Source organism: Rothia sp. HMSC058E10 (assembly GCF_001809415.1).
GTDB classification, from domain to species: domain Bacteria; phylum Actinomycetota; class Actinomycetes; order Actinomycetales; family Micrococcaceae; genus Rothia; species Rothia dentocariosa.
This window is the reverse complement of record NZ_KV797627.1, coordinates 12340-27020: the sequence shown is the minus strand read 5'-3', so window position 1 is coordinate 27020 and position 14681 is coordinate 12340. Positions and strand designations below refer to the sequence as shown.

Below are 14681 nucleotides of genomic sequence, written 5' to 3'. Positions count from 1 at the left end.
AAGCTATAAAAGCAACCCGCGCACTACCAAGAACACTTGACCGTAGGAACTGATGACCCTAGGAAACACGCTGAAAAGTACCAGCCGGCAACTTGATATGGACAATGACAAGCTCAACCATAGCTCGGCAATGATCCCTCTAGGTGGTTTTTGCTCGGTGCGATCAACCCCAACCCGGTATACCCTTTATCTGTTAGAGCGTTCCGACCATCCAGGCTTTACTAACAGTGCACAACTATCATAGTGTGCGCCTCAGAGACAGAGGCCGTGAGCACCAGGATCCCATCAAGAATTGACAAATAGCCTGGTGGTTGAACCCGCTTTGGCGGCATTTACCGCTAAACAGTCGCAGCATTGGGGTGGTGCGCAAATTGTAGGTAGGCGCAAGAGGTACCGTCCACGATGATTACGCTAAAAAGAGTTTAACTTGTGAGCTAGAGGACACGACCGGGCGTAGAATTATCAGTGCTGCCTTTCCGATGATGGTGATAATACAACCTTGAAGTTTTCGGCGAGGGTTCTTCGGCATGGCTTTTCCTCAGGTACAGCAGGGTGTGGCCACAAAGGCTTGCTTCAGAGTGAGCTTGTGGAGTTCAATGTTCGGTGCGTTCCAGGTCAGGCTACCGTTCAATTCAGGGTGATGAACAGTGTCTAGCTCAGTCCTGTGGTATAGCGAGGAGGCAACGATTTCTTCCGCTATGACCCAATGGATTAGTTGGCTTGATTGTAAGATTCCACAGTACCATTAGATAAGGATTCATGGTTTTACATACTGGAACATAGGGGGTGATCTATCCTAATGAATAATCACTATAGATATAAATCCTCCCTACCAATAAATACCTTTATTATAAAATAAGCTAATCCAGATTTATTTTATCCTCTCGCTCCCACATTGCACGGTAATAATTAGATATTTTTAATAATTCAGCATGCTTGCCAAAAGCTTCAATGGCTCCACTTTTCATCACCACGACGTTATCCGCATGCTGTGCTATGGATACCCTATGTGAAACAATAAGTTTAGTTTTTGTTCCCTGTAGCAGTTCTGAACTAAAGATTCGATCTTCTGACTCACCATCAAGCGCGGATGTTGGCTCATCTAGGAGTAGTATAGGTTTATTACTAGCGATAGCACGGGCTATAACAAGCCGCTGGCGCTGTCCACCAGAGAGCTGTGCCCCTGCCTCTCCAAGCACCGTATCCAACCCATTTTCTTTAAAACGTGTATCTAAACCTACATCATGGAGCGCTCTGATTAAATCTACGTCCTTAACTTTTGGATTTCCAATAAGAAGATTTTCACGCACAGTCCCAGGTATGACCATTGAATCTTGATCGACATATGCAAATAGGTCACGCAAAGCATACAAATCCATGCACGAAATATCCTGTCCTCCAATACTGATGACACCCTTTTGTGGAGTAATGATTCGTAGCAACATGGCTAATACAGTAGATTTTCCAGCTCCTGATGGACCAACAATAACAGTAGTCGACCCATGCTCCAAGTTAAGAGTGAAATCTTTTAAAAGTTTCTCTGACGCACCATAACTAAACTCAATATCTTTAAAAATAATTGATTGATTCTCCAATGTTTTCTTTACTCCATTCGTTTTCTCTAAAGGAATATCGAAAATTGGTTGAACACGCTTAAACGCACCTTCACCTTTTTGAATAAAACTGATACAGCCAAATGCTTCACCAAAAGCACTTGTTGCCACTGAAAGGTAAAGAATGAAAGATATCAAACCTTCCATAGTAATCGTATTGCCGATAACCCTCAAACCACCATATGCCAATACCACAAGCAAAGATAGTTGTAACGTGAGATTGGAAATAGAACCCAATACTGCATCGAAGGCAGCAAGCACACGACCACGACCTTCAATACCTCGAATGGAAATACTAAGATAATTACCAAATTGCTTTAGTGAGTTGGATACTTTAAGAATGCGAAATCCTTCAATAAATTGGACTATACGTTCAGAAAATAAACCCACTTCATCGTGATAATTCTTAGAGTAACCATTAAGTTTACGTGAAGATAATAAAAAAGCTGTAAATATTATTATTAGTAAAATAAAAACTACAGTAAATAATTTTATATCAATACAGGCCATACAAATTGCAGATCCAATAACCAAAATAATTGATTGAGGTAATCGAAAATATCCATCGGAAAAAGCACTTTTTACCTGGGTTATATCTGCCCCTAGACGAGATGCAATCTCACCTTTGGACCATTGTTCGACTTTAATGATATGCCCAGACAAAAGGTGTTTTATCAACTGGCGACGAAAATTAGCAGCTATATTCTCTCCAGCAATACCGAAGGTATATTGTTCCACTGCTCTAGCTATTGCACCGACTATCAACAACACTAGTAATGCAAACCCATAAGTGCTTATAGCAGGGCGATCCCCTCCTCCAAGCAGCTGATTAAGTAAATAGGGCTGAATAATTGGGGCAATAGTTGCAATTATAGAAGAAATAATAGCCAAAAAAATCACACTATTACTTATTGAAGCATAACTAAAAATACCTACCAAACGATTTCCAATATTTTTGTGAGGTTTCATTCCTTATTCCTTTGAGTATTTGATTACCATAAAACAAAACTGCAATTCGATAATACAATTTATTTCATCGAGTAAAATTGTAAAAAACATGGAATACAATAGAAGACATTAACCCATATTTTTCACGAATTTTAGTTGCCAAAAAAGCAAATAGCAACATATGTAATACTGCTTTCTCTCGACCGAGTGGATAATGCAATACACCAAACCCAGCAATTGACGTCACTCTATCAAAAGATCCATCTATATTTCCTCGCCAAATAATCTCTTCTGCTATTGCCACTGAGATAAGATTCAAATCTTTTAGCCGCTTAGTGTCTATATTCGGCGGTAGCCCTGCTACCCAACGACTAACCTGAGCAAAAGTAATCCCAGTAGCGGCACCCATAATAAAACTACTAACATTAGATTTACTTATATGCTTTTGTTTTATATCTGGAATATCTAATAATGCAAGTGCAAGTGTAGGACCATCGTAATAGAAAAATTCAGGCGCGTTAATACGCCATAAATTTTTAGGAGCTTTTAGCGTCCAAATACAATGCATTCCTCGTAATATACACTGGATCATAGTTACGCACGTTCTCCCAGTGCAATAATGTACATCGGAACATCGTCAATACCATTTATATCAGGGAGAAAACTAACAATTTCGTTATCAATGAACCCACCGAATATACGCGTTCCCAGCCCCAAATCAGTAGCAACGGTTAGCAAGTTTTGGGCTAAATGCCCAGATTCAATGCAACAAAACCGATAAGCTCGCTGAGCATATTTAAATCTACACCGCCATATACTTGCGCTAATAATGATAAATGCTGATGCTTCTTTAATTGCATCAGGCAATAGTAAAGCATCACGAAAACTGTCCAAGTCAATACCTTGAGCCATATCAGTTAGGCCATGCCGAAATGGGTCAAAGAAATAGAGGTTCTCTGAAGTAAGACCTGTAACATCACGTGTTACTATGAAAATATCCAGTGGATAAAGGGCACCACCTGATGGCGTGTTTCGACGAGTTTGCCCGCCATGCACATCGTAGGCACCATAGGAATTTTCCAATACTGATGCAAGCACTGAGAGCTTCAGTGATTTTTCTTTAAACTGCTGTGTGGATCGTCGTTGCGAAAGAGCACGCTTGAGTGCCTTAGATATCTCTGTGACCTCTTTGAATGAAGTGAATACTCTAGAGTCGTACCGGCGAGCAGAACGCATGGTTGTTCTCTGCAGGTCTTCCGATTCCATCAGAGTTGGAATCATTGGAGTCTCCCATGCTAGCCCTTCACGAGTTAACTTAGAAGCTTGAAGATAATTTTCGGCAGGATCATTAATTCCTGGAACCGGTCCCCCATGTATGAGCTCACGAATATTGGACCCATGCTTTTGTAAAAAGTTTTTATCATTCATAATGTGTACCTTACGGAAATGGATGCGGCCATTGATTAAAATCGGTTATAGTAAGTTCGGTATTCTTGAATCCCATCTCGACAGGTCGATTCCGAAGCCTCGACCCTCCAAGGAAGCGTCGTCCATAGCCACAATCGAGCTGCTGAAAACCGTGGATAATAGTTTTGAATACATGTCCTCCGACTTGGCTAATATCAGGAGTCGTCAGGTCAAAAGTGAGGACTCTACCATTTTGCTGTCGAGCTTTCTCAATCAGTTCCTTAAGTTGAATAATTTTCGAGTTAGATTTTTTTAAGTCATGTGCATTATTCAAGGGCTGTAGCTCTCCTTCGTAGAAGAACCTAGCTTTGTCTGCGGCTTCTCGCGGAATATAAAACATGATGTGGTCTTCGAAATCTTTGATGGTTTCATAGAGATCATCCGTTAGATTAATATTGCTGATTCCATCTCGCTGATTGGCTTTTACCCAATTGCGAGTTTGTAAGCTTTCTACTGAAGCCGATTTGCACGCGTCGAGTAATGATGCAGCAGATGATGCTCCAAATGCTATTGGAGCCACATCGGTCGTCCGGTTTACTGATACTGCAACAACCGTTGGAATCTCATTCACCTTTGAGACATCAATCAGCTCGACATCAATTCCAGAAGGTTCGATAAAATCTTTCCAAAAATATCGTAGCTCTTTATCGCTGTATGGATCGATGCGTGGAAAAGTTAGTCCACCATACCATGCTATACAAAATGCATCTCGTTCAGCTTGCTCATAAAGCCCAGAGATAATAGCGTCGAGAGGAGTGGAATGTGATGCCAAACCACTACTTGTGCTATATCCAATTGGTTTTCCTTCAACTTCGGCAAAATTAGTCAGCAATAATAACGCAGCTGGATAATAGATTTCAGTACTATTAGTTAGGTCAAATCCACGGACCCAGTGGATCACACTATCTTCATTGAATTCTCGAAATTCAAATCGAGAATCCTCAAACTGTGTTGGGTCAAAAAGACTAATATCATTCGGATCTATTGCTTGAAATCCATCATTAATAAGCTCACGGTATGAAGCTTGTCGTTGCAAATCAAAGTGAGGATAAGCGCCACAATAACGTTCAATAGTCTCACCGACGGCTGCAAGATAAGTTTGGGTCTCATCAATCCAGCCACCACCATTATATTTGTTGGTCGTGGTACCAAGGGTAAATTTAGATTCTGCAGCAGTTGACCCGATAGAGAAAGTATAAGCATCATCCCAATCGTGAGTACGGTCTACAGCACGTACTACGACACCATATCGCGAAGATGTAACCTTTCGTGAAAACTCTAAACCTAGTTTCGTGAGGTTAACAGGCTTATCCCATTCTTTTAAATAATCCAAGAATTCTGTATATGTCAGTTTTGAACGTTGTGTATTCATTTTTGCCCCATTTCTCCATGAAACCAAATCTGTGGATATCCAGTGTGTGCAGTTGGAGAACATTCTTCACATCGCGGTACTCGCAATATGTAATGATTCTCGGCAACGAATCCATCCATAGAATTAGAAAAATGGGTAGTATAACCATGTGGTGCCTGACCGATGTATCCATTAAGTCCTACATGCATAATAGAAGAACGTGCTATTTGAGCAGATAGGATAGTCGTTGCAAGCGAATCGTCAGCATACAATGAACGAGTTACTGGCCTAGCAATAGTATCCAAATCTGGGGCAACATAGTTATCGCTCCAGCTCACACTAGTTTTACGTAGACGATAGCAACGGTAACATGCGCTCGAATGGGGATAAATCCATGGACCAATCTGCGAAGATGTACCCATCGGTGGGGAAATAGGTAGCCATACTCGCCACTTCTCTTTTAGGGCAGTTTCATTTACATGATCAAATAGCTGATCACCATCTGCTGAACCAACGACAAGAATTAAAGATTTTTCACTGAGTGCACCAATACTCTCTAACTCATTACAAACATGCACATTCATTCCTGTACCAGTTATTTCATGCTCTATATCATTTTTAAGTTGATATGCAAAATCTTTCTCATTTGGTGCAAAAATAATAATTGTTGCAGAATCAAGGGCAGATTTTATTTCAGAAATTTCACACGTACCCTCAGAATAGTTATATAGGTTAAGAACAATATTTGGCCAAGGCTCAGCTTTATCTACTTGCACTAAAATACCTGCATCTTCTAGAAGAACCAGTGCTCTTTCCAAAGATGCCCGTTGTTCAAAGTCTTCTACTATCTCCGAATCAATAATACCACCATCTGCACACATCTGAAGAATAAAATCCAGGAGTGTATGATCTTTAATTTTCTTGAGGGACCGCTCGCCGTTGATCCAAATATTGTCTTTATTATATTGAATCGTGTGGGCAGTATTAAGGCAATATTTCATGTCCTTGTCCTTACTTCCTTTTCATTAGACCTTTTAGGTTTCCAACCCATTCGTCTATTTCTTGTACTGTATTTTGGCAAAAAAATTTGTTACTGACAGGCCCGCTGAAAAGACTTTGAAAGCTAGCGAGTCGTTCGACTGAATCTTTTTCAGCAAATTTTATTAGCGTCTCGACATACTCTGTTGGTGGAAGTTCAATGTACTCAAAAACCGATCCTGCTATATCTTTAAGTTCTTTAGGATCAAGTTCAAAATCAAGATATACATCACTTACCTCACCGATGTTTATTTGAGATAACCCATTGCAGAGAGATCTTGTTGTTGTTGCTCGAAATTTTTCATGAGGCTCCATAACTAAAAAGTAGCCAAATCTTTGTGCATTAGCAATATATGCAGTCCAATCTTCTGGTAAGGTTCCCATGTATATTGTTTTATGCTGTGGCGGTAGACAGGATTCTACATGATTAATCCACTGTGCATATGCTTGATTGCATTGTTCATAGGAGATAAACGGACGTAATACGACAAGTTCATCAATACCTTCCCAGGTAGTCGACTCAATCTTTTGTCCGACCTCCTCCCAATTCATAGTAAATAGATCAATGATCTGTCTAGTGGTTTGAAATTCGGGAAAACCTGCGATAAGCCTATTGACAAAGGGTCGTGTTCCAAGGTAATTAGCCGACATTTAGTTCCTTTCGAGTTATTCTAATAAAAAAAAGAGTAGTGAACGGCTTTTGGTTTTGAATAGAATTATAATCAATTTCCTGCGGTTCCAACCCTATATCGACAAACCATTTAATTTCTGATTCACAAGTTGCAGACAAATCTTCACACAAAATGTTAATATCAGACTCAGCCAAAGACGAGTTGTATTGATCAATCTTATACCGACTCAAGGGGGCTGCATTAAGTGGATAAGGAATTTCACACAACTTTAAAAGGTCTACAGCAATGATCTGTCCGCCTGGTGGAAGTGCATGCGCTACCTTAATAAGATCTCCAACTGGATCGTTCCAAAGCCCAAGACTCAGCACAGATGTTACTACATCAACATGTGTGTTTTGCACATAATCGATAGCAGATTCCGAATCCCCAAGATGGGCTTTACACTGTTTTGAGTGTAACTCTTGTAAAGATTCTATGCATTTTTTATCTGGATCAAAGCCTATATATGTAACCGGGATATCACGATAGTACAGAGCTTTAAACAATTCTCCATACCCACAACCAATGTCTATAAGTCGAAACGGTTTCATTCGAGAAACTTCACATGCTACCATTTTTGAATAGCGTAAGTCATAGGGTTTATCATGACCGCGAGCAATGTGCCGCAGCGATTCATTAACATACCAATCGCTAGCTGAGGTTACCCTTTGGGCTTTATTCATAATTTTTCTCTCTTACATGTGCATACCATTTCTCGACGCCCCACCACATCAGCGGCGTGAAGATGACGGCGATGACCCAGTACACGAGCCAGAAGCTGCCCCTAATCCCAGTCACCAAAATCTCAGCAACAAGCAGAACCACCGCGATTAAGCACGCCACCACGCACTTCTTCAGCTGTTGTGCACTGTTTGCCGCAAGTACCGCTGGGGTGGCACCAGAAAATTTTCTATCGAAAGTTTGAATAATGCTACGGCCAAAAACAATGGAGAACGCAATATAGAAGGCCGCGAACCCGTGCATAAATTCCGCAGTACTGGTCTGTCGTAGCGTGATGAAAGAAAACGCTAGCAACATCATATCAATCAGGGGAGTTGCCGCTAAAAGTGTGATTCCAAGTTTAGGCATTTTCAGGGTGTAACGGAATATGCTTCCTAATACTAGACATACCCAAAACATCACCTCAGTGACGATAGTTGCTATCAGCATACTCTTTCCTTTAGATAGACGAAGATAAAGACCCACACATTCTATTATGCAGGTCTTTATCTTCTTGACAGACCTTTACATTTAACTTGCGAAATGGTTAATTGCTCCAGCAGCAGCAACAAGGAACAGTGCTACAAGTGCAACGTGCAGCGGTTGGTTCGAATGCCTTTCCCGCAGTTTGAACATTTTCGACTGTAGTATCGAAGTGCTTGGGCAATGCAGCTAATAGGTCAGACATAATATTCTCCTTAAAAGAATTATTTGATTACAGGAATAATTGATGATCCAAGAAAAACCAAGTACTAAAAGGCTTAACCTGAACCTTCAAATCTATCGATATTATATATCGATAATTACACCTTAGCATTACATTGAGTAGTGTGTAAAGAATTGTTTATTTGTAAATTAATTCTTGTTTTGAAGCTTAGTGGTTGGAGCACCTTCTTGTTATCCTGTTTATGCCTTCTGTGGTGTGGGGTTTGTGGGTGTGCAGGGTCTCGTACCGGGAAATCCTGCCCGAGAAACTCATGAGGGTCAATAACCGGGGACGTAAGCAGGTGCTGCACTACTGGCAGATTGACTCTAGCTATTTCACCCTATTAGGGGATGAGAACGGGCTCTTTGAGCTCACCGATACCGCAGGGGTGGTGTATCGGTTTAAACCGCATATAGAACCGTGCCGGTATGTGGGTTCTCAGGTGGCGTTTCGGTTGGATTATGGGTATTGGGCTGATCCGAACAATACTCAGGATGCTGAAATACTTGTGCAGTATATTCGGGAAAAGTTGTGGGTGCAGCGTCTGTTGGAGGTGCCCACTGTTTCGGGGTTAGCCCTAGACGGGGTGGGGCTAGAGTATAGGCCTGCTGGTGGTCCTGGTTTCGGGCCCGAGTTCCGTAGTAGGCAGAGCGTGTCGGGGGATTTCACCTGGGCCACAAACTTCGTCCTCACCTAAGCCTATGGTTCCATAAGCGTGACATGCAGAAAACCCGTCGGGTCTTAGAGTTCTAAGACCCAGCGGGTTTAGCTATGCGGTGGTGGAGGGATTTGAACCCTCGTTGGCTGTTACACCAAACATCATTTCGAGTGATGCACCTTCGGCCGCTCGGACACACCACCAATAGGATATGATTCTACCGCATCCGCCCCAAGGGGGCAAAAACTCCACCCCCTCGCTCGGTTCCATCCAAGGTGTTGGGGACGCCCCTCAAATCCTTAGCGACAAGCGCATCGTACCGCTTATTCTGCCTGAGGATCTTAGTTCCTCACCCAGGGGGTTAGCCTTCAGTCAAGAGCGAACCCATAGCGGCTGTGCACCCCAATATCGCCTGAAAGCCGCATCCGTCAGTGCCGAATATAGCCGTCAAATACCAGCATGACCGCACGGGTGGAGTCCTCGATGCTACGCTGCACCCCGTGTATCTCCCGGTCCATCGCCAGCATAAAAGTAGCACCAAAAATAGAAAGCGCCAACGCACGTGTATCCTGGGCGGTATCGATCGTGTAGCGGCTGCGCAGGGCGCGTACCTGCGACTCTATGAAATCCAGGATTTCTTGGCGGTTGTCCACCATTGAGTCGGTCCAGGCGTCCAGCCCCTTCCACACTTCGCTCACCCAGAGCCTGGTGAATCCTCGGTGTTCGTGCAGATAGGTGAGCGCCGTGGAGATGCTTTTGCGCAGCCCTTCGCGCGGGTCGCTCTGAGCGATGGAAGCTTCGCTCATGCTCTCCACGAGCAGGTGCGTGCCGTATTGCAGAAGCCGGTCGATCATGGTTTTCTTCGACCCGAAGTTGTAGTACACGGTGCCTTTGGAGACCCCGGCGCGCTGGGCGACCTCTTCAATGCTCACGTGGGCGCTTCCCCGATGCTCCATGATCTCCATCGTGGCGGTGAAGAGTTTGCGTTGGGTTTTGCCGGTGCGGCCCGGTCGGCGTGCGGGGTTCGGCGTATCGGGCATGGGGATGGTTCCCTTCGTGGCGGTTGCTGTTCTCTCCATGCTAAGGCCCTACACCGTGATTTCGGGGATTAGTTTTTTCAGGGACCAGATGCGGTCACGGCGGGTTCCCAGGTACCCCAGCACCAGACCGACGGCACCCCACAGCAGCAGGTACATCATGATCGGCATCAGGCTGGATTCGTTGATGCCGTAGCTGAGCCTGCGCATACCGGTGACGGCGTAGCCCATGGGGAAGAAGTCGTGCATCCATCTCATGGCGTGCGGCAGAGTTTCGTAGGGCATGGTGCCGCCCGCCGTGATGAGCTGCAGGATCATGATAATTAGGGCTATGAGCTTGCCGGGCGAGCCGAAGAACACCACCACGCCGTGAATGAACAGGGTGAAGATCGTTGCGACAAAGCAGAGGAAGAAGAAGGCAAGCCACGGATGCGCCATCTGGAATCCGAGCCCGAATTTCACTGCCGCGAACATGAGTACTGCCTGGGCGATACCGATCAGTCCGAACGGCAGCCAGCTTCCTAGGATGATGCGCGCTGTCGGTGCCTTTGAGGCCAGTGCACGGTTGTTGAGCGGGCGCAGGGTTTGCACGAGCATCAGGCCGCCGATCCACAGGGCTAGGCACATGAAGAACGGTCCCATACCCTCGCCGTAATTACGTCCGTTGGCTAGGGAACTGTGTTCGAGGTCCACGGGTGAGGACATGACGGAGGCTACGTCTTTTTGCTGTTCTTCGTTCAGGTTGGGGATTTGGCGGGTGCCGTTTTGCAGTCCGGTGGAGAGCTGCCCGGTTCCGTCTTTGAGCTGTCCCGTGCCGTCGGCGATTTGGCCGGTGCTGCTGTTGAGTTTTCCGGTGCCATCGGCAAGCTGGGACGACCCGTCCTGCAGTGTGGTTGCGCCGTCGTGCAGTTTATTTTGGCCGTCTACGGCTTCTTTTTCGCCATTGGCAAGCTGCTGTGCGCCGTTGTGCAGGTTTCCGGTACCGTTTTTGAGTTCGCCGGTGCCCTCGGCCAGTTGGGCTGCTCCGTTATTGAGGGTGGAGGCACCATCGGCAACTTTCCCGGTGCCGTCAGCGAGTTTAGCTGAACCGTCTGCTAGGGTGGTTGCCCCGGAATCGAGTTTGGTGATGCCGTCGCGCAGTGTTCCGGCACCCTGCGCTACCGCCGTGGCGCCGGAGTCGAGCTTATCCACCCCATCAATCAGGGTACTGAGTTTTTGCGCTGCAGCGGATTCCCCGGTGGCCACACAGTTGTCATTTTTGAGGGTTTGCAGCTTCGCCAACACATCTGAACCGGCTTGTCCGTGCTGCGCCAGATGGTTTTTGAGTGCCTGATCGTTCGCGGATGCTACAGCCGATTTCGTCTGTTCGGAATTGATGTTGGCGACGATCGCGTCGGCGGTTTCCTGGCTGATGGAGCCGGATTCGACGAGAGGCGCTAGTTTCTGCCGGGTATCTTCGGCAACCTTAGACACCACCGTATTTGACAGATCTGTGCCAAAATCCCCGCTTGGGGCGGAGGTGTCGATTGAGTTCAGGTTTTGGCACATGGCGGTGAGCGTTCCGGGAAGTTGACGCACCCCGTCCTGATCCAGTGCATTCTTGAGCGAATGCGTTCCGTCGGCGACCTGCTGGGCACCTTGGGCGAGGTCGTTCGCGCCTTTCTTAAGGCTGCCGGTGCCGTTTGCGAGGGCTGCGGAGCCATCCGCCAGCTGGGAAGCGCCGTTATGCGTGTCAGAGGCACCGTTGGCCAGGGTTGATGATCCGTCAGCGAGCTTGATGGCACCGTCATTGACTTTTCCGGCACCCTGGTTGAGGGTGCCTGCGCCGTCAGCCAACTGGGACGAACCGTCGGCGAGCTTATTTTGCCCTTCGATGAGCCTACTGGAACCATCCACCAGCTGCTCAGACCCGTCCGCGAGCTTGACGGCACCATCGTTGAGGGTTCCGGTTCCGTCAGCGAGTTGGGTCATCGCATCGGAAAGTTTGACGGTGTTCGCGTTGATTTTGTCGGCGCCGTCGGCTGCCTCATTCATTTTGCCGTGAATGGTCGTGAAGCTTGCCAGCAGAGTGTTCGCCGTCTTATCCCCCACCTTGGAGGCCACGGAATCCCGCACGGCTGTTCCCGCCTTCGTCACGATGTTGGTGAGCACATAGTTATTGGCGTCGTTCGTGATAATTTCCAGTCCGGCGGCCTGCGGGTTAATGGGACCGGTGTTGCCTTTCTCATCAGGTTTGAACGAGCCGGTACTCACGAGCCTGGCCGAGAAGTCTTTCGGAATCACGAGCGCAAAATCATAGGTCCCGTCGCTGACGCCTTGGACAGCTTTATCACGGGTCTCTACGCTCTTCCAGTCGAAGGTTCCCGCATCCAGCAGGCTCTTTTTGACATCCGCACCAGTGTTCAGATCGTTACCAGAGGCATCTTTCGCGCCCTCGTCTTCCACCACGAGTGCGCCCACAATACCGTTCACATTCCCGTAGGCATCCCAGTTGCCGTACAGGTACAGTGAACCGTACAGCAGCGGGATACACGACATAGCAAGAAGCACCAGTACCGGAAGCACTCCGGAGGTTAGACGCTTAAGTTCGACGAGCGCAACACGAACTACACTCACAGTTACTGTTCCTTCTCTGCTGGATTCTTCGGGTTTGATAATTCTTCGAGCTGTTCTTCGTGGTCTTCGGGGAAAGGCTCGGATACTTCGGATGCGTTCACCGCCGAGTCTTCCTGCGGTGACCGGACGGTCTGTACCTTCTCGCCCGGATCCTCGCTCTCTAGCGTCTCGCGATCGTTCGGGTCGCTATGATCGTCGTCGTGGTGGTGGTGGTCGCCGAGCAGGTCATCCAGGGACGAGTCGGTTTCCTCCCGCGCAACGGTAAGGCGGATACTCTCGCGCGCATCCTGCGGGGTTTCTTCAAGGTCTTCGTGGGCGTCACCAACCACGGCAGTTTTGCCGTCCCAGCTTTCGGAAATATGCGGAACTACGGCGATCACGGCACGCGGATCGTCTTCGTTTTCGGCGAGTTCCTGCAGATACGGCAGCCACATGCGGGTGTGGTCCAGATGCCGTGACGGAGTATCAAATACCAGAAGATCGGAGCGGGTATGCGCCGCTAGAGCGCTCATCAGACGGATGTTCTGCTCACCTGTAAGCTGTTCGGTCCAGAGCCTATCGAGCTCGCCTAAATCATTCTGCTCCAGCCAGTGGCTTGCCCGGGGCCGACCGAAGAACGGCAGAGAGTACGAGAGCATTTCGGAGACGTAATCATGCACGCGCATATGCACTTCGGGGGCGGTAACTTCTGGGGAATCAATAATGTCAGAGATACTGCGCAGGTAGCGCAAGCTGACGGGGCTTCGGTGATCCCAGCTGAGAGTTCCGCCGCTGAGCTTCAGCCGCCCGGTAAGGGCTAAGCTCAGGGAAGTGCGTTCAATCTGACTGTCGGCCTGTATCAGGATGACCTCGCCGCGTTCCACCGTGAAGCTGGTACGGCCGAAGAGCGCCTTATGGCGACCCCGAGCCCAAATATCGTCTGCGGTTAACATATGTGCTGAACCTTTAAATGAATACGTGTCAGGATTCTTGGCGCGTCCCCGCGTTAAGTGGCACGCAGGACCCTGAATTACCTCATCTATCGTAGATCCGCAGAAACAGTGCACATGACCATTTTTTGACGATTTCCGATATTATTTTTGAAATTTATGGATTATTTTTCAAAGAAAAAGCGATTTTCGTTCAAATAAGGGGGTGAGCGGTGCCGGCTCCCGTCGCTTCCCCTCTCTCCCTCTATCTTCTTCCTTCCCTTCTCAGACTAAAAGACTCATGATGTAAATAAAACGTTGGAAACTGTTTGATCACATCACGAGACTTTTATGAGGGAAGACAAAGAATTTAGACAAAAGTGCCCAGCAACTTAGACCCCTTGCTGTGGGCGGCGTGCTTCAAAAAATGTGCGCATCAGCCCGGCACATTCCTCGCGCAGCACCCCGGCGTAAACCTGCACATCAAGCCCTAAACGACGGTCACGGAGCACATCATATTGACTCCCCACCGCACCCGTTTTTTCTTCCCAAGCACCCATCACCACCGTGGGTATGCGCGCCATCAGAATCGCCCCGGCGCACATGAGGCATGGTTCAACGGTCACCACGAGCGTGCACTCTTCCAAACGCCAGGTCTTAAGATGCTGTGCCGCCTGGCGAATCGCGTGGATCTCAGCGTGCCCGGTGGGGTCGTGATCGTGTTCACGGCTATTGTGCCCCGAGCCGATAATTTCGCCTTCGGCATTTACCACCACCGCGCCGATAGGTATCTCACCGGCGCATGCTGCGCGTTTGCCTTCGTCGAGAGCCAGGCGCATCCAGCGTTCATGCTCAGCCAATGTCGCAATGGTGCTGAGAGCTTCACCGTCACCGGTGTGAACACCACTATTGTTATATTCCATATCGCCTATATGTCCTTGTCAAAAG

General features: G+C 47.2%; 14 protein-coding genes and 1 tRNA gene. 1 reads left to right on the top strand and 14 read right to left on the bottom strand.

The annotated features are described in order from the left end of the window. Positions 1–860 precede the first annotated feature (860 nt). From HMPREF2609_RS04820 to HMPREF2609_RS11250, 9 genes are all read right to left on the bottom strand, one after another. Positions 861–2582 carry an ABC transporter ATP-binding protein gene (locus HMPREF2609_RS04820; protein WP_070535293.1) on the bottom strand — a complete coding sequence of 574 codons (1722 nt, stop codon included), beginning with the start codon at positions 2580–2582 and terminating at the stop codon, positions 861–863. A 64-nt stretch (positions 2583–2646) separates the two neighbouring features. Then, positions 2647–3129, bottom strand: a complete 483-nt coding sequence (locus HMPREF2609_RS10590) for a CPBP family intramembrane glutamic endopeptidase (RefSeq protein ID WP_168162152.1) — start codon at positions 3127–3129, stop codon at positions 2647–2649. A gap of 26 nt (positions 3130–3155) precedes the next feature. After that, positions 3156–3989 (bottom strand): SagB/ThcOx family dehydrogenase, encoded by an 834-nt coding sequence (locus HMPREF2609_RS04815; RefSeq protein WP_070535291.1) that lies wholly within the window; start codon positions 3987–3989, stop codon positions 3156–3158. 10 nt (positions 3990–3999) lie between these two features. Next, entirely contained in the window at positions 4000–5400 is a 1401-nt protein-coding gene (locus HMPREF2609_RS04810) for a YcaO-like family protein (protein WP_070535289.1), read from the bottom strand. Beyond that, positions 5397–6380, bottom strand: coding sequence for a hypothetical protein (locus tag HMPREF2609_RS04805; protein ID WP_070535287.1), 984 nt, complete (start codon positions 6378–6380; stop codon positions 5397–5399). Before HMPREF2609_RS04805 ends, HMPREF2609_RS04810 begins: the two co-directional genes overlap by 4 nt. A gap of 10 nt (positions 6381–6390) precedes the next feature. After that, on the bottom strand, positions 6391–7068 hold the full coding sequence (locus HMPREF2609_RS04800) for a hypothetical protein (protein WP_070535285.1): 678 nt from the start codon (positions 7066–7068) through the stop codon (positions 6391–6393). Beyond that, positions 7058–7771 (bottom strand): class I SAM-dependent methyltransferase, encoded by a 714-nt coding sequence (locus tag HMPREF2609_RS04795; protein WP_070535283.1) that lies wholly within the window; start codon positions 7769–7771, stop codon positions 7058–7060. The genes HMPREF2609_RS04800 and HMPREF2609_RS04795 overlap by 11 nt, the downstream gene beginning before the upstream one ends. Next, positions 7764–8258 carry a hypothetical protein gene (locus HMPREF2609_RS04790; RefSeq protein WP_070535281.1) on the bottom strand — a complete coding sequence of 165 codons (495 nt, stop codon included), beginning with the start codon at positions 8256–8258 and terminating at the stop codon, positions 7764–7766. Before HMPREF2609_RS04790 ends, HMPREF2609_RS04795 begins: the two co-directional genes overlap by 8 nt. 97 nt (positions 8259–8355) lie before the next feature. Further along, positions 8356–8496: a plantazolicin family TOMM peptide gene (locus tag HMPREF2609_RS11250; RefSeq protein ID WP_141745260.1), complete on the bottom strand. Its 141-nt coding sequence runs from the start codon at positions 8494–8496 to the stop codon at positions 8356–8358. Positions 8497–8689: 193 nt separating this feature from the next. On the opposite strand from HMPREF2609_RS11250, the gene HMPREF2609_RS04785 reads away from it, so the two are divergent. Next, positions 8690–9211, top strand: a complete 522-nt coding sequence (locus tag HMPREF2609_RS04785) for a hypothetical protein (protein ID WP_246825575.1) — start codon at positions 8690–8692, stop codon at positions 9209–9211. A gap of 77 nt (positions 9212–9288) precedes the next feature. Here the strand turns inward: HMPREF2609_RS04785 and HMPREF2609_RS04780 are convergent. The 5 genes from HMPREF2609_RS04780 to tadA form a co-directional block, all read right to left on the bottom strand. After that, positions 9289–9375: transfer RNA gene (locus HMPREF2609_RS04780), tRNA-Ser, on the bottom strand. Positions 9376–9600: 225 nt separating this feature from the next. Then, a complete protein-coding gene (locus HMPREF2609_RS04775) occupies positions 9601–10251 on the bottom strand; it encodes a TetR/AcrR family transcriptional regulator (RefSeq protein WP_070448762.1) in 651 nt (216 codons plus the stop codon). Positions 10252–10260: 9 nt separating this feature from the next. Next, positions 10261–12825, bottom strand: coding sequence for a YhgE/Pip domain-containing protein (locus HMPREF2609_RS04770; RefSeq protein ID WP_070535277.1), 2565 nt, complete (start codon positions 12823–12825; stop codon positions 10261–10263). A 2-nt stretch (positions 12826–12827) separates the two neighbouring features. Then, positions 12828–13757 (bottom strand): ABC transporter ATP-binding protein, encoded by a 930-nt coding sequence (locus tag HMPREF2609_RS04765; protein WP_070535275.1) that lies wholly within the window; start codon positions 13755–13757, stop codon positions 12828–12830. Between the two features lie 368 nt (positions 13758–14125). After that, positions 14126–14656, bottom strand: a complete 531-nt coding sequence (gene tadA / locus HMPREF2609_RS04760; protein WP_070535273.1) for a tRNA adenosine(34) deaminase TadA — start codon at positions 14654–14656, stop codon at positions 14126–14128. Positions 14657–14681: the final 25 nt, after the last annotated feature.